The organism is Nostocoides australiense Ben110 (genome assembly GCF_001050535.1).
GTDB lineage: Bacteria > Actinomycetota > Actinomycetes > Actinomycetales > Dermatophilaceae > Nostocoides_A > Nostocoides_A australiense.
Genome location: NZ_HG764815.1, coordinates 2,868,678 through 2,888,288 on the forward strand (window position 1 = coordinate 2,868,678; position 19,611 = coordinate 2,888,288).

Below are 19,611 nucleotides of genomic sequence, written 5' to 3' on the forward strand. Positions count from 1 at the left end.
AGCGCGAGGACACCGGCGGCGGCCAGGGCCGGGCTCCCCAGGGCGTCGACGCTGACGTCCACCCCTTCCGGGTATGCGGTCCGCACCTGCCCCGCGATCTCCTCCTCGGAATCGTGAGGCGTGAGCGAGACAGTTTGCGCCCCAAGGGATTCGGCGATGCTGAGCGCATGTGCCGAGATGTCGGCGGCGATGGGTGTGGCGCCGAGCGCCTGGGCGATCTGGACGGCGGCGAGGCCCACGCCGCCGGCGCCGAGGATCAGGACGGACTCTCCCGGCTCGACCTGGGCGACGGCGGTCAGGGCCCGCCATGCCGTGGCGACCCGGCAGCCGAGGGCCGCGGCCGCGTCGTCAGTGACCTCGTCCGGCAGCGGCACGACGTTGACGGCGGCGGCGGGCACGGCGACGAATTCGGCGAAAGATCCGGGGTCGGTGAATCCCGGTTGCCGCTGGGCGCGACAGATCTGTGCCGACCCGCGGACACATTCTGGGCAGCGACCACAGGCCATCACGAAGGGCACGACGACCCGGCTGCCGACCAGGCCGGGGTCGGCGGGCGCTTCGACGACGGTCCCGGTGAACTCGTGACCCGGCACGCACGGCAGCACGGTGTCGCTGTCGTGACCCTGCCAGCCGTGCCAATCGCTGCGGCACAGGCCGGTTCGCGTCACGCTGATGAGTCCGCCGTCCTGCTCCGGGGCCGGCACCGGGAGGTCGACCACGTGCACCGGCCCGGCGACGGAGGTGTATTGCAGTGCCCGCATGCCCGCTAGTTTCGCAGCCGGACCGGCTCGGCTACGACGCCCCTGATCCATCGGTGGTCAGGCCGCCGGCGACGTGGCCGTGAGATCTGCAGGCAGCGGCGTGCTGTGGATGACATCGAGTTCGGAGACGGCGCGGGTCAGCGCGACATACAGGCGGCGCAGGCCCGTGCGCTCGTCGGGCTCGGCCGCGACGATCTGCGCCGGTTCGAGGACCACGACTCTGTCGAACTCCAGACCCTTGGCGACCGAGGCCGGGACGATGTCGATCTGGTGATTGACATCGCCGTGATCGACGCCCAGTACCCCGTGCTCGAGTCCGGCCCGCCCCAACGCCGCAGACGCCTCTGCGACGCGGGCGTCCGGCACGATGAGCCCGACCGACCCGGGCGCGGCGGCCCCCCCCCCCCCCAAAAAAAAAAAAGCCGATCCAGCTCTTCGCCGGCCGTCACGGCGTGCACGTCGAGGCGTCCGGGATTGTCACGAACCGACTGCGGCGCCCCCAGTCCGGGGGCGATCCGCGGCAGCAGGCGCGCGGCATACCTGATGACCGACGCCGGCACCCGGAAGCCCCGGTCGAGGACCTCGATGTGGGCGTCCGTCTTGCCGAGATGCCTCAATGCCTCGTTCCACGACCCGGTGGCCCACGGCGTGGTGCCCTGGGCGATGTCCCCGAGCACGGTCACCGAACCGGTGGTGCAGCGCCGCCCGACCGCGCGCAGCTGCATCGGCGAAAGGTCTTGTGCCTCATCGACAATCACGTGTCCCAGGCTGGGGGTGCGGTCGAGCAGGTCTCGCAACTCGTCGAGCAGCACGAGGTCGGCGACGCTCCACTTCGCGCTCCCGGACGTCTTTGCCGGGCGCTCCCAGAGGAGCGCCGCCTGTTCATCGGGCGAGAGCAGATCGCCGGCCGCGGCCGCGAGCGTGTCGGAGTCGCTCAAGAGCCGGTGCAGTAGTTTAGCCGGATCGAGCACGGGCCAGAGGGCGGCGGCATACGTCTTGACCGCGCTGCTGCGCGCGACCGCATCCTGCACGCGGTCGTCGGGGCTGTCACCGGCCCGCTCCATCTGCACGAGCACCGCGTGCGCCAGACGGTGCGGCAGCATCTCGCGGGCGGCGTGGTAGCGCGCACCCCGACCGCGCAGCTCGTCGACGAGATCACCCACCTCATACGCGGGCACGCGCCATTTGCGCGAACCACGGGGTGCCACAAGGGGTTCCGTCGGTGCCACGACGTGCGACCAGACGAAACGGCGCAGCATCTCGGCCATCCGGGGATCGCCCTTGAGGGTCGCCACGGCCGGGGTGTCGGTGGCCTTGACCGGGCGGGTGGCGAACATGTCCGACACGGTCGTATGCCCGACACGCACCTCGCCGAGAGCCGGCAGCACCGCGCCGATGTGGTCGAGGAAGGCCCGGTTGGGTCCGACGACGAGCACCCCTTGGCGGGAAAGACGGTCGCGGTGGGCATACAGCAGCCAGGCCGCCCGGTGCAGCCCGACCGCGGTCTTGCCCGTGCCCGGCGCTCCCTGGACGCACACGCTGGTGTCGGCACCGGCACGCACGATGAGGTCCTGCTCCGGCTGGATGGTCGCGACGATGTCGCGCATCGGGCCGACGCGTGGCCGCTCGATCTCGGCGGCGAGGATCGCGCTCTTGGTCTCCGATTCGCCTGTGTCCGTGAGGTGTTCGTCCTCGTATGCCGTGATCTCACCCCCGGCGATGCCGAACCTGCGACGCAGGACCACCCCCATGGGCTCGGTGCGCGTCGCGCGGTAGAAGGCGCCGGAGACCTCGGCCCGCCAGTCGATGACCAGCGGGTCGCCGTGCTCGTCGCCGACGTGACGGCGGCCGACATACCACCGCTCACCGCCGTCGGTGTCCAGCCGGCCGAAGAAGAGGGCGGTGCCGGGGTCGTCCCGCAGCGCCTGGGCCCGGTAGTACAGGGTCCGGGCGAGGTATGCCGCGGCGATGGGATCCGCGGCGGCGACGTCGAGGGCCTCGGTGCGTTCGCGCATCCGGGTCAAGGCGGTCCGCGCCGCCTTGAGGTGGGCCCGCTCATGTTCTAGCTCAGTTTCGGGCACAAGGTCACCCCACGAAGTTGTCCGCTCGTTCCTCGCTCCGATACGTGGCGGGGACCCAGGCACAAGGGTCTACGTTGCCACACCACCCGGCGCTCGCGAAAGCTCTTTATCGTGCGCAAAAGAGGTGGGGGCTGGGCATCCCTTCCGCCAAGAGAGATGCCCAGCCCCCGAGGGAGGGAGGAAACGTCTTATGAAGCGGGCTTCGCGGCGAGGGTGACGGAGATGTCTTGCGCGGCGCCGTTGCGCAACACCTTGAGGGTGACGGTGTTGCCGACCTTCTCGGCGCGGATGTGGGCGATGAGCGAGTCCATCGACTCCACGCCGACACCCTTGATGCCGATGATGAGATCGCCGTCCTTGAGCCCGGCCGTGGCGGCCGGGGTGCCGGGGGAGACCTGGGCGACCAAGGCCCCGGCGCGGGTCGCCGTTCCGTCCTTGCCTTCGCCGTCACGCAGGCTGACGCCCAAATAGGCATGTGCCGCAGAGCCCTTCACGATGAGCTGGTCGGCGATTGCCTTGGCCTCGTTGACCGGGATGGCGAAACCGATCCCGATGTTGCCGCTGTTGGAGCCGGCCGTGGCGATGGAGGAGTTGATGCCGACGAGTTGGCCGTCGGCGTTGACGAGGGCTCCGCCGCTGTTGCCGGGGTTGATCGCGGCGTTGGTCTGGATGGCGTTGGTGTAGACCGGGTCGCTCTGCTGCCCGAACTGGGTCGACTGGTCGCCGGTCGTCACGGGCCGGTTCAAGGCGCTGACGATGCCGGTGGTGACGGTGCTGGCGAGGCCCAGCGGATTGCCGACGGCCATGACCGGGTCGCCGACGGCGAGCGCACTCGAGTCGCCGAGGGCGATCGGCGTCAGTTCCGTGGGCGGGTCGGTGATCGTCACGACCGCGAGGTCGGTGGAGGGGTCGGTGCCGGCCACGGTCGCCTCATAGATCCGTCCGTCCGAGAGGGTGACCTGCAGGGTGCCCTGTTCGGCCCCTTCGACGACGTGGTTGTTGGTCAGCACGTGGCCGGCGTCGTCGATGACGACCCCCGAGCCCTGTGCCTCGCCGCCTTGGACCTGCAGCGAGATCGCGACCACGCTCGGGGTGACCGCCTTGGCGGTCGCGGTCCAGTCCGGCGCATTGGGGTTGACCTGCCGGATGCTCTGGGTGCCCGACCCGGAGGCGGAGGCCGAGGAGTTCTGCGAGGCGGCGGACGTGGTGGCACTCGAACTGCCACCATCGTCCGCCGCCCGCACGGCGGCATACGTCCCGCCACTGGCCAGCGCGGCCGAGAGGACGGAGACGGCCACCAGGCCCGGCCAGGTCCGCTTGCGGCCGGCAGGCGGGGAGGGAGGAGCCTGCGTGACAGCGGGAGCGGGACCGGGTGGGGACCACGACGCCGGAGCCGGAGCCGGCTGGGAGGAGGGGTACCTGGGCTGCTCGGTGCGCTCGCCGAACCACAGCGGCGCTGTGGCGTCGGGGTCGGGCGTCGACGTAGCGGCCCAGGGGTCCGACGAAGGCGAAGGGGAGGTCTCCGTCGGGGTTTTCGGCTCGCTCATTGGTGTCTCCTTAGTGCGTGGTGATCACAGTCAAGTCCGCGAAGATCAAGCGATGCTGGGGCGGACCTGTGAATCAGCTGGATGTGGGAGCCGCGGGGAGCTCGACGACGAAGGTCGCCCCGCCGCCCGGGGTATTGGCGATACCCACCCGGCCCTTGTGCCGGCCGACGATCGCAGCCACGATGGCCAGGCCGAGGCCGGTGCCGCCATTGGCCCGGGACCGGGCCTTGTCCTCGCGGAAGAATCGCTCGAAAACCTTTGTGCGCGTTGCCTCTTCGACACCGGGCCCGTGGTCGCGCACCTCGACGACGGCGCGGTCGTCGCGCCGTCCGACGACCACTTCGACGGGTGTCCCGGGCGGGGTATGCCGGATGGCGTTGGTCAACAGGTTGCCGAGGACTTGGTGCATCCCGGCTTCCTCTCCGTGGACGAGCGTGGGAGACAGGGCGCCCGCGAGCGGCTGGACGACGATGCGTCGCTCCGGGTCACGCACCCGCGCCGCCGCGACCGCCTCGGCGGCCACGACGGTCAGGTCCAAGGGAGCGAACTCCACCGGCCGGGCCTCGTCGAGGCGGGCGAGCAGCAGGAGGTCGTCGACCAGGTTGCTCATCCGGGCGGCTTCGCTCTCGATGCGGGCCATCGTCTCCGGCACAGCAGTCGCCGGTACGGCCCCCTGCCGGTAGAGCTCGGCATACCCGCGGACGGTCGCGAGCGGTGTGCGCAACTCGTGCGAGGCGTCGGCAACGAAGTCACGCATCCGCTCCTGGGAGGCAGCGCGCACGTCGAAGGACTCCTCGACGTGGGTGAGCATGGCGTTGAAAGACCTTGAGAGCGAAGCGACTTCATGCGGCGCATCGCTCTCGGGCGCCCGCTGCGACAGGTCGCCGGCCGCGATGGCCGCGGCCGTGTCCTCGATCTTGGTCAGCGGGCGGAAGGCGCGGGCAACGGCGAACCAGGCGAGCACGGCCGACACGGCGATCGTCAGCAATCCGATGAGTACGGCCATCTGGACCAGGCGCCATACGGTCTTGTGGATGTCTGCGAGCGGCTGCGCGACCACCGCGATGGCGTCGCCGCCCTGCGACGCCTTGGCCACGGCCCGCCACTGCAGGGTCGAGCCGTCCGTGCCGAGCGTGAAGGGGGTGCCCGTGACGACGCGCGAGTCCGCCAGCGACAGGTCGGAGATCGCCGGGTAGGCGTCGACATCGGTCGCCGGGATGGCCGTGGGCCGGCTGCCGTCCGTCGGGATGATCACGACTGCGTATCCGGTCGGCATCCGGTCGGTGGTGCCCTGGAGGACATCGACCGCCCGGTTGGCGATCGACGCGGAACTCTTGCGGAGGTTGTCGTCGACGCGGGAGATGAGCTCGCGCTTCATCAAGAACGCGGTCGCCGCCGACGTCAGGGTCAGCGCAGCGAGCAGCAGAGTGAGCAGGATGGCGATCAGCCGCCACCGCAACGGAAGGCGGTGCAGGCGGCCGGCGAGCGTGGTCACGCGGGGGGCTTGCGCAGGACGTAGCCGACCCCGCGCTTGGTGTGGATCAGCGGCGGCAGACCCTCGGTGTCGATCTTGCGCCGCAAGTAGGAGATATAGGACTCGACGATCCCCGACTCGCCCCGGAAGTCGTAGTCCCACACGTGATCGAGGATCTGCGCCTTGGACAACACCCGGTTGGGGTTGAGCATCAGGTACCGGAGCAGCTTGAACTCTGTGGGGGAGGTCTCGATGGGCCGTCCGGCGCGCCGCACGTCGTGGCTGTCCTCGTCGAGTTCGAGATCCTCGAAGCGCAGCATGGCCGAGTCGTCGATCTCGCCCTTGGTGCGGCGCAGCACCGCGCGGATGCGGGCGATGACCTCCTCGAGGCTGAACGGTTTGGTGACATAGTCGTCGCCGCCGACGGTCAGGCCCTTGATCTTGTCGTCGACCGAGTCACGGGCCGTGACGAAGACGATGGGTGCCCGCTTGCCGCGCTCGCGCAGCTTGCGGGTGACCTCGAAGCCGTCCATGTCGGGCAGCATCACGTCGAGGACGACGAGATCGGGGTCGTGGTGGGCGGCCGCCGTGATGGCCTCGTGCCCGTCCCCCGCGGTGACGACCTCGAAGCCGGCGAACTGCAGTGAGGTGGCCAGCAGTTCGCGGATGTTCGGCTCGTCCTCGACGATCAGCAGCCTGGCTTCGGGTTCCGCGATGGTCATACTTCCCAGCGTGGGCGCCAACCCTGGGAGTTTCCTGTATGCCGTCCCCACTGTCGATGGCTGTCGAGGCCCGGTGGGTTCCTAGGGCAGCGGTTGCCAGTCGAGCGAGGTGACCCACTGACTGTCGTCCGGCACGTCGTAATAGAAGAGGTTGAGGCAGCCGGTCGTCACGCAGAAGCTCTCGATCTGGGAGTCTCCAGCCGTACCCGGAGATGGCTTGCTTGCCGTCGGGTGAGAAGACGGGATCGCCGGACCACCCTTGCGAGCACGCCGTCGGCAATGATCCGCAGCGACCCACCGGACAGGTTGGTCGTCGCCAGCCCGGCGTCATCGGTGGCGTAGTCCGCCCACGCCGACAGCACCTTCGACCCGGCGGGGCTGACATCGGGGCTCCTCCCGTCGTAGACGAGATGGTAACCGTTCCCGGTGACGCCGGAGGCAGGGATCACGGTGTCGCGGACAGGGTGAAGATCTGCTTGTTGATCTCGACGGCGACCCGGCCGTTGCGGCCGGGGGAGGCGGCGTCGGCAGGTGCGGTGACCAAGGGCAGGGTCAAAGCGGTGGCGAGGGCGGCGCTCCCGGTGGCGAGAGTGCGGTGACGTGCGGTGAACCCGCCTGGTCTACCTCCCAGATCGAACCGGCTGTATGCCCGGGGCCTGCTGCTAGGAGGCCGACGCGGGGTTTCGTGATACCTCGGGACGCCGACTTTTCGGGAGGGTGCCCGTCGGCAGCTCTCGGACGTCAGCCGACGGCGGCGGCGAGCACGCCGACCAGGGCCGCGGCGGCGATGAGGAAGAGCGCGACCAAGGCCGCGAGCCCGAGGGCGAAAGCCCACCAGCCGTGGCGGGCCAGCCGGGCCGAACGCTGCGGATCGCTCTGCGCGGCGAGGGCCCGCACGCCGAAGACGAGGGCGGGCACCTGGGTGAGCATGAACAGCGGGAAGAGGCACAACGACGACAGCACGACCAGCGCGATCGCCGAGCCGTTCACGGTGGGGCGAGCGGCGACATACCGTGAAGACCCGTAGGGATCACCGGTGGTGACCGGCCCGGCATACACCGGCCGGCCAGGTGCGGAGCGAACGTGGTGACCCGGCCGCCGGTAGGCGTCCGGCGCGGGGGCGTCCTGGACGCGCGAGCGGGGCATGCCGCGGGGCGGGAGGGGTTGCAGCCCGGTGCGGGGAGGGGGCGTGCGGCGCATGGTTCCAGCCTGTCGCGAGAATGGTGACGGTGCTATCGGTGAAACCCCGAAACAGCCCCGGATAGTTCCGGGCGATGCGGCTGCGCTGAGGTCCGGGGGGATATCGACTAGGGCGCGGGCGGTAGACGCGTTAGCCTTGGGGCCATCGGGTGCGCTGGCGCGTGCCCGTTTCGAACGCTTAATGAGTAACGAGGTGCACGGTGCCGACTGGCAAGGTCAAGTGGTATGACGCCGAGAAGGGCTTCGGCTTCATCGACGCCGACGAGGGCGAGGACGTCTTCCTCCACGCCAACGCGCTGCCCGCGGGCACGACCACGATCAAGAACGGTACGCGGATCGAGTACGGCGTCGCCCAGGGGCGGCGCGGCGTGCAGGCGATGGGCGTGCACATCCTCGACGCGCCGCCGAGCGTGCAGGCCAACCGCCGCGAGCGCGACCGTAAACCCACCGAGGACATGGTCGTGATCGTCGAGGACGTCATGCAGTTGCTCGACAAGGTGTCCGAGGGGCTGCGCCGCGGACACTATCCCGACAAGAAGTTCGCGACCGTGGTGTCGCACGCGCTGCGCGGCGTCGCGGACAACCTGGAGTCGTGATGGCGGCGGCCGTGAAGTCCGACTCGGCCCTGCTTGCGGCTGTCGACATCGCGCTGGCCGAACTGAACGAGAGCGCCGAACCGGGCACCGTGGGCGATCATCTCGGCGCCGTCATGAGTGGCGAGCGCCTGGCGACCCACTCCTTCGCCTGCCTCGCGCCGGCCTATCCGGGCTGGGTCTGGACGGTGTCGGTCGCCCGCGCTCCGCGTAGCAAGACGGTCACGGTGTGTGAGGTGACCTTGCTGCCGGGGGCCGACGCGCTCCTGGCTCCCGAGTGGTTGCCGTATGCCGACCGGCTGGCCCCGGGCGATATCGGCCCGGGCGATGTCACCCCCTATGTCGCCGACGATCCGATGCTCGTGCAGGGCTTCGAGGCGACCGGTGACGAGGACGTCGACCGCACTGCCTTCTGGGAACTCGGTCTCGGGCGGGCGCGCGTGCTGTCCGCCGAGGGGCGGGAAGCCGCCGCGGCGCGCTGGTATGAGGGGGAGAACGGGCCTGGTGCCGCGCTCGCCCTGAAGGCGCCGGCTCCCTGTGCGACGTGCGGCTTCTTCGTCCCGATCGCGGGGGCGCTGCGCTCGATGTTCGGCATCTGCGCCGGCGAGTGGTCCCCGTCCGACGGCACCGTGGTCAGCATCGATCACGGCTGTGGTGCCCACAGCGAGGTCGACATGGACCGGCCCGACCCGGAGAAGGTGCCCGCCCCGATCGTCGACGAGTACCGCCTCGACCTTGCTTGACGGGTTCTGCTCGGGGGTCCTCCAGGCCAGCACCTCAGCTCAGGTGGCGCCGGCGTGTTGGTAACAGTTCTCACTCAAACCAGCTGAGTTCTTGTGTGTGTGTGATCCGTCTACCCTCATGAGATGGATCGTCGAGGCAAACGAAAGGCACTGGGTCTGGTCTCCGCCGTGGCCCTCACTGCGTGGGTTCCATACCGGGCTGCTGAGGCCGAGGAGCTTTCGGCCCCGGTGGACAATCTGTTCCCGCACGTGACGCTGGACATCCCTTGCTTTGACCAAGATCCAGGCGGTGACAATTTCCCGTGTCAAACAGACAGTGCCGGACTGGTCTATTACATTCAGAGTAGCGTTGACATTGGGGACTCAACGCAACTGGGCACGCGGCGAGTTGTCAAAACGATGACGGAACAGTTCGACCCGACTCACCTTGTTGTCACCCGCACGTCAAATCCTACCTACACAGGTACAGGAATTACGGACATTATCTTCCAGAAGAGCTCAGTTGGCTTTGAGGGTTCTACCATAGGATTTACCTGGTGTGACGACGCGCTGGACGGCTACCGATGTGATCAACAGTATGTTCGATTCAAGCACGACCCCAATGTCTTCTTCCCCGATCGCGCGCTGATCTGCCATGAAGCGGGTCACGCAGTCGGGCTCCTCCATGGCAACGACTCCTATCCGTTCACAAGCAATACCAGTACGAGTGTCAACGGCTGTATGGTCACTCCGCACAACTCCACTGTGAACTGGCTCAGGAGCACCTCGATTTACAACATCACCGGTGAATGGTGATGAAGAACCTAAAGGCAATTGTCGCGGGATGTCTAATGCTCACGCTAGGCGGGTGCTCGGGCCAGGGGGCCGTCACTGCCGAGGCCCAGGAATTTTTCCCGAGCTCAACTGCAGAGGACTGGGTCACCTACAGCGATGCGATCGTGAACATTCACGTCAAGCGGGAATTCGAGATTCCTCCATCTTCGGATGAGCTCGAGGCGGATGAAGGCATTATCGGGCGCAATGTTTCGGCTACGGTCAAGGAGGTCATGTGGCGCCAGCCGTCACGCAGCGATCTCGCCATGCCGCGGTCTCTCGATCTGGGAGCGGGCGGCTGGGTGTTTCATGGCTCGGAGCGGAAGGAGCTGCGCTTCTCCGGCTCGCCGCGGCTGGAACCGGGGCACGACTATCTGATTGCCCTGGCCTACACCACGCTGCATCCCACCGGCTCCGGCACGCCCGCCTGGATACCCATTGGCGGCCAAGCCATCGTCCCTAATGATTCCGCGACGATTGGCAAGGGTGAGGACATTGCTCGGCCCGGCGCGCTCGCCAAGTCGCTGCAGGGCCGGCCCACGACCGATCTTGTCGATAAGATCAGGGAGACAGCGCCGGATCCAAAGGCCAAGGGCCTGCTTGACGAGCCGGCATCCGTGCGGCGCACGGCGGTCCAGGCAGCGAGCTGAGCATCTCAGCTCAGTATTGGGGCTGGGGGTTGGTCGGCTCCTGCGGGTGGGCGTCGGCGGCGTTGCCGCGGCCGCGGCGGACGTATAGGTAGCCGATGGCGCCCAGGACGATCCCGGCGACGCACGCCCAGGGCCACCACGAGCGGCTGCCTTCGTGCAACGTCGGCACGACGAGGGTGACGATCAGGCCGACGGCCCACACCGCCATGCCGATCAGGACGATCCGGTCCATCCGGAAGCCGATCGGCTCCGGCGCCCTCGGGGCAGGTATGCCGTTGTCCCGGCGCAGCGTGCTCACGGGGGATGAGTTTATTCTCGCGCCGGTGTCGCGGGGACATTGGCGTTGCGTGCCCTCACGGCGCGGTGGTCCTGGGCACTCGTCCAGCGCACATAGGGTTGGCAGTCATGGCGAACAGTTCGCGGGCAACGACCCGCACCTCCCCCCAGGACAACGCCACCGGCCTCGATCGCTTCTTCCAGATCACCGCGCGCGGCTCGACGCTCTCGCGCGAGATCCGCGGTGGCTTGGCGACCTTCTTCACGATGGCCTACATCGTCGTCCTCAACCCCCTCATCATCGGCACCCAGGAAGACTCGACAGGCGCCTTCCTCGGTGGCGGGTCTGCTCCGAACCTCGCCATGGTCGCGGCGACGACCGCCCTCGTGGCAGGCGTTATGACGATCCTCATGGGGGTCGTCGCGAACTTCCCGCTGGCGATGGCAACGGGCTTGGGGCTCAACGCTTTCGTCACGTTCGGGGTGGCGAAACTGCCGGAGATGACGTGGGCCGACGCGATGGGTCTGGTCGTCCTCGAGGGCATCATCATCACCGTCCTCGTGCTCACCGGCTTCCGGACGGCCGTCTTCCACGCGGTGCCGCCACAGCTGAAGACCGCGATCTCGGTGGGCATCGGGTTGTTCATCGCGATCATCGGGTTCGTCGACGCCGGTTTCGTGCGCAAGAGCGCCGGCGGCCCCCTCGGTGAACTCGGCGTCGGCGGATTCCTGGCCGGCTGGCCGCTGCTCGTGTTCGTTCTCGGCCTCTTCATCACGGTCGCGCTGCTGGTGCGCAAGGTGCGCGGCGCCATCCTCTACGGCATCCTCGCCGCCACCGCGCTCGCGATCGTCGTCGAGGCCGTCGGCAAGATCGGCGCGCAGACCAACGCCGCCGGCGAGCGCGTGAACCCGACCGGCTGGGGCCTGAACGTGCCGAAGCTGCCCGACTCCGTCGCCCAGACGCCGGACTTCTCCCTCCTCGGCGACTTCAACCTGCTCGGCTCGTTCCAGGCGATCGGCTTCGTCTCCGCCGCGCTGTTGATCTTCACGCTGTTGCTGGCCGACTTCTTCGACACGATGGGCACGATGGTCGCCATCGGGGCCGAAGCCGGCCTCAACGACGAAGAGGGCGTCCCGCCGCGCTCGGAGGCCATCCTGCTCGTCGACTCGGTCGGCGCGATGGCCGGCGGCGCGGCCTCGGTCTCGTCCAACACCTCATACATCGAATCGGCCTCCGGTGTCGGCGAGGGCGCCCGCACCGGTCTGGCGTCGGTGGTCACCGGCGTGATGTTCCTGCTCGCGACCTTCCTCGCACCGCTGGTCTCGGTGGTGCCGTATGAGGCCGCCACCCCCGCGCTCGTCGTCGTCGGCTTCCTGATGATGCAGCAGGTCAAGGACATCGACTGGGACGACATCGAGATCGCCCTGCCGGCCTTCCTGACGATCATCCTGATGCCCTTCACCTATTCGATCGCCGTCGGCATCGGGGCGGGTTTCGTGCTCTATGTGCTGATCAAGATCATCAAGGGCAAGGCCGGGCAGGTGCATCCGCTGATGTGGATCACCGCCGCGCTCTTCCTGCTCTACTTCGCCATCGACCCGGTCAAGTCGGTCCTCGGCGTCAGCTGATCCCTACTTCGTCGCCCAGCACGACGCCTGGCGGTCATGAACCGCTGGGCGTCGTGTCGTGGTTGAGTGGGAATACTTAGCTGAACTAATGAGTTAGGCTAAGTATCATGCCTGCTGCCTCGACGACTCAGATCACCGATCTGGCGACCACGCTGCGGCTGGCCTGCATGCGCATCTCGCGCCGCGTGCGGTTCGAGAGCAGCGACGCCATTGCGCCGCACCACTTCTCGGTGCTCGTGCACCTGAGCAAGGGCGAACGCATGCCCGGTGAACTCGCCGCCCTCGAGAAGGTTTCCGCGCCGAGCATGACGCGCACGATCGGTGGTCTCGTCGATCTCGGGTATGCCGCCCGCTCGGTCGACGCCGACGACAAGCGGTGCGTTCGGGTCGCCATCACGGACGCGGGCCGCGCTGTCTTGAAGGACACGCTGCGTTCGCGCAACGCGTGGATGGCCACCCGCGTCGCCGGCCTCACCCCGCGTGAGCGCGAGGTGCTGGCCGAGGCCAGCATCATCCTCGAACGGCTGGCTGCGGAATGAGTCCCACCTTCGCCTCGTTGTCGGTGCGCAACTACCGCATCTGGTTCTTCGGCGCGCTGGTCTCCAATGTGGGCACGTGGATGGCGCGCGTCGCGCAGGACTGGCTCGTCCTGACGGAGCTGACCGAGCACTCCGCGAGTGCTCTCGGCATCGTCACCGGGCTGCAGTTCCTGCCCTTCCTGCTGCTCGCGCCGTGGGCCGGTGCCGTCGTTGACCACTTCCCGAAGCGCACGCTGCTCATGATCACCCAGATCAGCCTGGGCCTGGTCTCCCTCGTCACCGGCCTGCTCGCCGTGACCGGCGTGGCCCAGCTCTGGCACGTCTACATCCTCGCGCTCATGCAAGGCGTGGCAACGGCTTTCGACAATCCGGCCCGGCAGGCATTCGTCTCCGAGATGGTGCCCAACGAGCGCCTGGCCAACGCCGTCTCGCTCAACTCCGCCTCGTTCAACGCCGGCCGCCTCATCGGTCCCGCCGTGGCGGGCGTGATCATCGCCGCCTGGGGCACCGGCATCGCCCTGCTCCTCAATGCCGTCACCTTCGGCGCCGTGCTCCTGGCGCTGACATCGCTCGATCCGCGCGCCCTCACCCCGGCGCCGCTGTCGAAAGGGCGCGGATCCATCCGCGAAGGCTTCGACTACGTCCGCGGCCGCCCCGACCTGAAGCTGGTCATGGGGCTGGTGTTCGTGCTCGGAACGTTCGGGATGAACTTCCAGATCACGATGGCGCTGATGGCGACCAAGGTCTTCGGCAAGGGGCCGACCGAGTTCGGGCTGCTCGGCTCCATCATGGCCGTCGGCTCTCTCGCTGCCGCGCTGTGGTCCGCGCGCCGGGCCAACCCACGCCTGCGTCACCTCCTCATCGCCCTGGTGGCCTTCACGGTGAGCGCGACCGCGGCGGCGCTGGCGCCGACATACAGCCTGTTCGCCCTCACGCTGATCCCCCTCGGTCTCGCAGCGCTGAGCGCGCTCACGACGGCCAATGCGATGGTGCAACTTCGTACGACGCCCGCCATGCGCGGGCGGGTGATGGCGCTCTATATGGCGATCTTCATGGGCGGCACGCCGTTCGGTAGCCCGCTGATCGGCTGGATCGGCGACCACTTCGGTGCCCGGTGGACGATCGGGATCGGCCCCCTCGCGATCGGCTTGACGCTGGCCGCGGTGGCGGTCTATCTGTGGCGGCACGAGAATGTCCGGGTGAGCTTCACTCGCGGCGCCCGGCCGCACCTGCGCATCCTTAGCGGCAATGACGTCATCGTCCCGGAGCCGGCGCGATGACCCCGCGCTTCCGCCGCTATGCCACCATCGGGGTCCTGGTGATCATGCTCGCCTGGGTCGTCCTCGCCGCTCTCCTGTAACCGGCAAAGGCGCCGCGGACTACCCGCCGGTAGGTAAGACGGTTGGGCGGTTATAACCGCCGAGGTGTCTTACCTACTCGCGGGTCATGAGCGGCTACATCCGCTCGATGACGTAGTCGATGGCGCCGGTCAGGCGGGTGATGTCGTCGGGGTCGACAGCGGGGAACATCGCGATCCGCAGCTGGTTGCGGCCGAGTTTGCGATAGGGCTCGGTGTCGACGATTCCGTTGGCGCGCAACACCTTCGCGATCGCCGAGGCGTCGATCTCGTCGGCGAAATCGATGGTGCCGACGACCTGCGAGCGGGCGGCGGGGTCGGCGACGAAGGGGGTGGCGACGTCCGACTGCTCGGCCCAGGAGTAGAGGCGCGAGGAGGAGTCGGCAGTGCGGCCGGTCGTGAACTCCATCCCGCCGTTGCCGTTCATCCACTCCAGCTGACTGGCCATCATCGCCAGCGTCGCGACGGCGGGAGTGTTGTAGGTCTGGTCCTTGCGCGAATTGTCGATCGCGGTGGGCAGCGAATAGAAGTCCGGCACCCACCGGTCGCTCGCCGTGATCTCCTCGACCCGGGCCAGCGCGGCGGGGGAGAAGAGCGCCAGCCACAGGCCGCCGTCGGAGGCGAAACACTTCTGCGGGGCGAAGTAGTAGACATCGCTCTGCGCGATATCGACGGGCAGACCGCCCGCGCCGGAGGTGGCGTCGATCAGCACGAGCGCGCCCTCGTCGGCACCCTCGACCCGCTGCACCGGCGCCATCACCCCGGTCGAGGTCTCGTTGTGCGGCCACGCATAGACATCGATGCCGGCCTCGGCCGAAGGCGTTGCGAGAGAACCCGGCTCGGCCTTGATGATGGTCGACTCGCCGAGGAACGGGGCCTTCGAGGTGACTGAGCCGAACTTCGCGGAGAACTCGCCGAAGGCGAGGTGCTGGGCACGCTCGCGAACCAGGCCGAATGCGGCGATATCCCAGAAAGCGGTCGATCCGCCGTTGCCGAGGACGACCTCATACCCCTCGGGGAGCTCGAAAAGTGTGGTCAGGCCCTCGCGGACGGCCTTGACGAGGTTCTTGACCGGAGCCTGCCGGTGCGAGGTCCCGAGGACCGAGGCACCGATGGCGGACAGGGCCGCCACCTGCTCGGGGCGGACCTTGGACGGGCCGCAGCCGAATCGGCCGTCGGCGGGGAGCAGATCATCGGGCAGGCGCAGATCGGTGAGGGCAGTCGTGGTCACGAACTCCATACAAGCAAAGACACCCCGCGCGAACGCGGGGTGTCCAGCATCGGGGCGATCACACGCCGGCGATCACACTCTCGGATCGGGCACCAGGGCGTGGATGGGCAGATCGTTGTGGTCGCGGCCGACATAGCCCTTGACCGACGACAACGGGCGGGGGCCCTCGCCGACATACTTCGCGCTGGGCCGGATCAGGCGACCGGTCTTCTTCTGCTCGAGGATGTGCGCGGCCCAGCCGGCGGTGCGCGCGGAGACGAACAGGGGGGTCATCATCTCGCCGGGCACGTCGGCGAAGTCGAGCAGCACGGCCGCCCAGTAGTCGACATTGGTCTCCATCTTGCGCTCGGGATAGCGCTCGGCGAGCGCCGCGATGGCGGCCCGCTCGAGTTCCAGAGCCACCTCATACCGCGGGGCGCCGAGGCGCTTGCAGGTGTCGCGGAGCACCTCGGCCCGCGGGTCGTAGGCCCGGTAGACCCGGTGCCCGAAGCCCATCAGCCGCTCGCCCCGCGCGAGGGTGTCGGCGACGTACTTGTCGGCATCGCCCATCTGCTCCACGCCCTCGATCATGTGCTGGGCGCGCGAGGGGGCCCCGCCGTGCAGCGGGCCGGACAGGGCGCCGATGGCTCCGGAGAGGCAGGGTGGAGGCGATGACGCGGGCGGTGAAGGTCGAGGCGTTCATGCCGTGTTCGGCCGCCGAGATGAAGTAGGCGTCGATGGCCTCGACATGCGCCGGGTCCGGCTCGCCGCGCCAGCGGATCATGAAGCGCTCGACGATCGTCTTGCCCTCGTCGACCCGGCTCTGCGGAACCATCGGCGTGGCCTGGCCGTGCGCGGACTGGGCGATGAAGGACAAGGTCATCACCGAGGCGCGGGCGAGGTTCTCGCGGGCCTCCTCCGGAGAGATGTCCAGCAGCGGCTTGAAACCCCACACCGGGGCCAGCTGCGCGAGCGCGGACTGGGCGTCGACGCGGATGTCGCCGGTGTGCACGGGCAGCGGGAACGGCTCTGCGGGCGGCAGGCCCGGGTCCATCTCGTTGTCGACGAGCAGGCCCCATACCTGGCCGAAGCTGACGCGACCGACGAGTTCCTTGAGGTCGACGCCGCGATAGCGCAGCGCGCCGCCTTCCTTGTCGGGTTCTGCGATCGACGATTCGAATGCGACGACCCCTTCGAGGCCGTGCTTGACTTCGCTGTCACTCATTGGAGGATTGCCCCTTCGCCTGATCCGTTTCGTTCAAGCGATCACCTTAAGGCAGGGAGCGAAGGACTCCGACACCTCCGCTGTCGGTGGGCGGGCATAACCTGCCCGCATGACCACCCCGCTCGCTCCGCGACGCGACTATCCCGGCGATGGCCTGGCCGAGAATCAGCTCGCGCCCACGCCCTATCGACAGGCCCAGCGGTGGATCGCGGAGGCCGTCGCCCGGGCCGAGACGGGTGACGACGTCCCCGAGCCGACGTCGATGGCCGTCGCGACCGTCGACCCGTCGGGCCGGCCCGACGTGCGGGTGGTCTTGATGCGCTTCTTCGCGCCCGAGGGTCCCGGTTTCGTCACCAACCTGAACTCGGCGAAGGGGCAGCAGCTGGCCGCCAACGACGGGGTCGCTGCCAGTCTGACCTGGCCTGCGATGTTCCGGGCCATCCGCTTCCGGGGCCGGGCCGAGGTGCTGCCCGACGAACTGATCCGTGACTATTTCGCCTCGCGACCGTGGGCGTCGCGCATCTCCGCGTTGGCGTCAGAGCAGTCGGCGCCCATCGCCTTTCGCGCCGAGCTCGAACAGCGGTATGCCGCGCTCGCCGCGCAGTATCCCGACACCGGTTCCCCCGGCGATGTGCCCGTGCCGGACGGATGGGGTGGATATCGGATCGTGCCCGACGAGGTCGAGTTCTGGGCCGGCCGGCCGTCGCGGCTGCACGACCGGATCGTCTTCTCCCGCACCGGATCCGGATCGATGGACCACGCCGCCGCGTGGTCGGTGAGCCGCCGCCAGCCGTGACGACGCATACCGGCCCGGCGCAGCCGCAGGACGGGCCACCCTTCCGGCTGCGGTCGGTCGCGGTCAGCGCCTACGGGCCGACGGTGCTCGAGGCGATGGGTTACGTCGCGGCCATACCGCTGGTTCCGCTCCTGGCGCGTCGGCTGGGCGCGAGCGTGGGGCTCGCGGCGTTCGTCGCGGCATTGCTCGGCCTCGGGCAGCTCGCCACCTCGCTGCCCGCCGGCAGCGTGATCGCCCGCGTCGGTGAGCGGCGGGCGATGCTCGTCGCGGGCGGCGTCGGGCTGGCCTCCGCGTTGCTCGCCGCGGGCGCGCAGACCTTGCCGATGCTCGCCGCTGCGACGGGGCGCTCGTCGAGATCGCGATCTTCTATCCGGCCGGGTGGGTGATGGATCGGCGCGGGCGGGTGTGGGTCGCCGTCCCGACGGCGGTGCTGCTGGGGCTCGGGCTGATGCTGATCCCCGTGACCGGGTCGTTCGGGGAGTTGCTCGCCGCGACCGTCGTCATGGCGGTCGGCAACGGCCTCGGCTTGGGCATCGTCATGACACTCGGCGCCGACACCGCACCGCGGCTGCACCGAGCGAAGTATCTCGGTGGCTGGCGCCTGTTCGCTGACATCGGCATGTCCGGCGGCCCGTTGACGGTCAGTGGTCTGGCCGCGCTGGCCGGGCTCGCGAGCGCGTGATCCTGGGCGTGGGTGGGGTGCTGGCGGCCGGGTGGCTGTGGCGCTGGGTCGGTCCCGTGGACCGGCGGCGCCGGGCAGATGAGAGGATGCCCGCGTGAGTGACCTGATCGACACCACGGAGATGTACCTCAAGACGATCTTCGAACTGGAAGAAGAGGGCATCCCGCCGCTGCGTGCCCGCATCGCCGAGCGCCTCGGCCACTCCGGGCCGACCGTGTCGCAGACGATCGCCCGGATGGAACGCGACGGCCTGGTGTCCCTCGCCGGTGACCGGCACCTGGAGTTCACGGCGAGCGGGCGCGAGCGGGCCACCCGCGTCATGCGCAAGCACCGGCTCGCCGAGCGGTTGCTGGTGGACGTCATCGGCCTGGAGTGGGAGTACGTCCACGACGAGGCCTGCCGCTGGGAGCACGTGATGTCCGAGCGCGTCGAGCGGCGGATCGTCGAGTTGCTGCGCGGCGATCACACCTCACCTTTCGGCAATCCGATCCCGGGGCTGGACGAGCTCGGCGCGACCTCGGTGCGGGAGGGCTTTCGCGACGGGCTGCAGACGCTGACCTCCGTCGCCGGTCCCAACCCGACCCGGGTGACCGTCCGGCGGATCGGCGAGCCGGTCCAGGTCGATCACGAGGCGCTCAACCTGCTCACCGATTCCGGGGTCATCCCCGGGGAGGCCGCCGAGGTGCATGCCGCGGACGGCCGCGTGATCGCAGTGGGGGCCGGGCGACCGCCTGCCGACGGGGTCTCGCTACCGCCCGAGATCTCCGACCACGTCTTCGTCGCGCTCACCTGACACCACACCGCCCGCTCGTCTCACGAATGGCGCCGCGCCGTGACCTGAATGTGACATTTTCGTGTCGGATGTGTACGGTCGGTCCAGTGCCTCTCAGGCGGGAGGCGCCAGTCGCCCGGATCGCCGAGTCCTACCCCCGGATCTGACTGAACACTCGAACACCGCTTGGTAGGAGCGGGGGACCCACTTGCGGGCACCGACTCCGGTCGGGGTCCTTGGGGTGAAGCCGGCGGATCCGTGTGATCACCGGCCGGGCAGCAATCTCTCGCCCGAACCCGACAGCTCACCTCGTAGGCGTCGAGAGGTCACCTGTGTCCCAGCACGCTCCCGGGCGCCACCGCGCTCGCCGTCGTCGTCGCGACGGCCTCCGTCGCACCAGCGCCGTCCTCGCTGCGACCGGCGGCATGATCACCGCCTTCGCCGTCTCCGCCGACGCGGTCCCCGCTCCCGCTGTCACCACCCCCGTGCACAAGGCGCCGGCCGTCAAGGCGGCCGCTCCCGCCCTGACCGCGCCCAGCGC

At 68.9% G+C, this 19,611-nt stretch carries 19 protein-coding genes, 1 pseudogene and 1 riboswitch; of the genes and pseudogenes, 11 read left to right on the forward strand and 9 right to left on the reverse strand.

Annotated features, from left to right (window positions below; all coding sequences use genetic code 11):
• The 6 genes from BN11_RS24745 to BN11_RS13825 form a co-directional block, all read right to left on the reverse strand.
• Window positions 1-761: alcohol dehydrogenase catalytic domain-containing protein (locus BN11_RS24745; RefSeq protein WP_048701516.1), on the reverse strand; the 761-nt coding region annotated here is incomplete at its 3' end.
• A gap of 137 nt (window positions 762-898) precedes the next feature.
• Window positions 899-2,842 (reverse strand): HelD family protein, encoded by a 1,944-nt coding sequence (locus BN11_RS13805; RefSeq protein WP_235435479.1) that lies wholly within the window; start codon window positions 2,840-2,842, stop codon window positions 899-901.
• Between the two features lie 188 nt (window positions 2,843-3,030).
• Complete coding sequence (locus BN11_RS13810) at window positions 3,031-4,389, reverse strand: S1C family serine protease (RefSeq protein ID WP_048698563.1); 1,359 nt, start codon at window positions 4,387-4,389, stop codon at window positions 3,031-3,033.
• 73 nt (window positions 4,390-4,462) lie between these two features.
• Window positions 4,463-5,884, reverse strand: coding sequence for a sensor histidine kinase (locus tag BN11_RS13815; RefSeq protein ID WP_048698564.1), 1,422 nt, complete (start codon window positions 5,882-5,884; stop codon window positions 4,463-4,465).
• A complete protein-coding gene (locus BN11_RS13820) occupies window positions 5,881-6,585 on the reverse strand; it encodes a response regulator transcription factor (protein WP_048698565.1) in 705 nt (234 codons plus the stop codon). Before BN11_RS13820 ends, BN11_RS13815 begins: the two co-directional genes overlap by 4 nt.
• A 741-nt stretch (window positions 6,586-7,326) precedes the next feature.
• Complete coding sequence (locus BN11_RS13825) at window positions 7,327-7,785, reverse strand: hypothetical protein (RefSeq protein ID WP_157044162.1); 459 nt, start codon at window positions 7,783-7,785, stop codon at window positions 7,327-7,329.
• Between the two features lie 200 nt (window positions 7,786-7,985).
• Between BN11_RS13825 and BN11_RS13830 the strand changes: the two genes are divergently transcribed.
• The 4 genes from BN11_RS13830 to BN11_RS13840 all read left to right on the forward strand — a co-directional run bounded on the left by BN11_RS13830 (window position 7,986) and on the right by BN11_RS13840 (window position 10,584).
• A complete protein-coding gene (locus tag BN11_RS13830; RefSeq protein WP_048698568.1) occupies window positions 7,986-8,381 on the forward strand; it encodes a cold-shock protein in 396 nt (131 codons plus the stop codon).
• Window positions 8,381-9,121 (forward strand): DUF3027 domain-containing protein, encoded by a 741-nt coding sequence (locus BN11_RS13835; RefSeq protein WP_048698570.1) that lies wholly within the window; start codon window positions 8,381-8,383, stop codon window positions 9,119-9,121. Before BN11_RS13830 ends, BN11_RS13835 begins: the two co-directional genes overlap by 1 nt.
• A gap of 123 nt (window positions 9,122-9,244) precedes the next feature.
• Window positions 9,245-9,916 carry a hypothetical protein gene (locus BN11_RS22820; RefSeq protein ID WP_157044163.1) on the forward strand — a complete coding sequence of 224 codons (672 nt, stop codon included), beginning with the start codon at window positions 9,245-9,247 and terminating at the stop codon, window positions 9,914-9,916.
• Complete coding sequence (locus tag BN11_RS13840) at window positions 9,910-10,584, forward strand: hypothetical protein (RefSeq protein ID WP_157044164.1); 675 nt, start codon at window positions 9,910-9,912, stop codon at window positions 10,582-10,584. Before BN11_RS22820 ends, BN11_RS13840 begins: the two co-directional genes overlap by 7 nt.
• 10 nt (window positions 10,585-10,594) lie before the next feature.
• Here BN11_RS13840 and BN11_RS13845 read toward each other — a convergent pair whose 3' ends face one another.
• Entirely contained in the window at window positions 10,595-10,882 is a 288-nt protein-coding gene (locus BN11_RS13845; protein WP_235435480.1) for a DUF2530 domain-containing protein, read from the reverse strand.
• 107 nt (window positions 10,883-10,989) lie between these two features.
• Between BN11_RS13845 and BN11_RS13850 the strand changes: the two genes are divergently transcribed.
• From BN11_RS13850 to BN11_RS13860, 3 genes are all read left to right on the forward strand, one after another.
• Entirely contained in the window at window positions 10,990-12,489 is a 1,500-nt protein-coding gene (locus BN11_RS13850; protein ID WP_048698574.1) for an NCS2 family permease, read from the forward strand.
• A gap of 107 nt (window positions 12,490-12,596) precedes the next feature.
• Window positions 12,597-13,028, forward strand: coding sequence for a MarR family winged helix-turn-helix transcriptional regulator (locus BN11_RS13855; protein WP_048698577.1), 432 nt, complete (start codon window positions 12,597-12,599; stop codon window positions 13,026-13,028).
• A complete protein-coding gene (locus tag BN11_RS13860) occupies window positions 13,025-14,308 on the forward strand; it encodes an MFS transporter (RefSeq protein WP_048698580.1) in 1,284 nt (427 codons plus the stop codon). Before BN11_RS13855 ends, BN11_RS13860 begins: the two co-directional genes overlap by 4 nt.
• A 174-nt stretch (window positions 14,309-14,482) precedes the next feature.
• On the opposite strand, the gene serC is transcribed toward BN11_RS13860, so the two are convergent.
• Entirely contained in the window at window positions 14,483-15,625 is a 1,143-nt protein-coding gene (serC, locus tag BN11_RS13865) for a phosphoserine transaminase (RefSeq protein ID WP_048698582.1), read from the reverse strand.
• A gap of 63 nt (window positions 15,626-15,688) precedes the next feature.
• A pseudogene (locus BN11_RS13870) lies at window positions 15,689-16,820 on the reverse strand (citrate synthase 2).
• A 109-nt stretch (window positions 16,821-16,929) separates the two neighbouring features.
• Here BN11_RS13870 and pdxH point away from each other — a divergent pair.
• The 4 genes from pdxH (at window position 16,930) to BN11_RS13890 (ending at window position 19,091) form a co-directional block, all read left to right on the forward strand.
• Window positions 16,930-17,616 (forward strand): pyridoxamine 5'-phosphate oxidase, encoded by a 687-nt coding sequence (pdxH, locus tag BN11_RS13875; RefSeq protein WP_048698583.1) that lies wholly within the window; start codon window positions 16,930-16,932, stop codon window positions 17,614-17,616.
• Entirely contained in the window at window positions 17,613-18,002 is a 390-nt protein-coding gene (locus BN11_RS25225; protein WP_048698585.1) for an MFS transporter, read from the forward strand. Before pdxH ends, BN11_RS25225 begins: the two co-directional genes overlap by 4 nt.
• Before the next feature lie 17 nt (window positions 18,003-18,019).
• Window positions 18,020-18,298 carry an MFS transporter gene (locus tag BN11_RS25230; protein ID WP_235435482.1) on the forward strand — a complete coding sequence of 93 codons (279 nt, stop codon included), beginning with the start codon at window positions 18,020-18,022 and terminating at the stop codon, window positions 18,296-18,298.
• A gap of 94 nt (window positions 18,299-18,392) precedes the next feature.
• Window positions 18,393-19,091 (forward strand): metal-dependent transcriptional regulator, encoded by a 699-nt coding sequence (locus BN11_RS13890; RefSeq protein WP_048698589.1) that lies wholly within the window; start codon window positions 18,393-18,395, stop codon window positions 19,089-19,091.
• 149 nt (window positions 19,092-19,240) lie between these two features.
• Window positions 19,241-19,400, forward strand: a riboswitch (cyclic di-AMP (ydaO/yuaA leader).
• The last annotated feature ends 211 nt before the right edge of the window (window positions 19,401-19,611 follow it).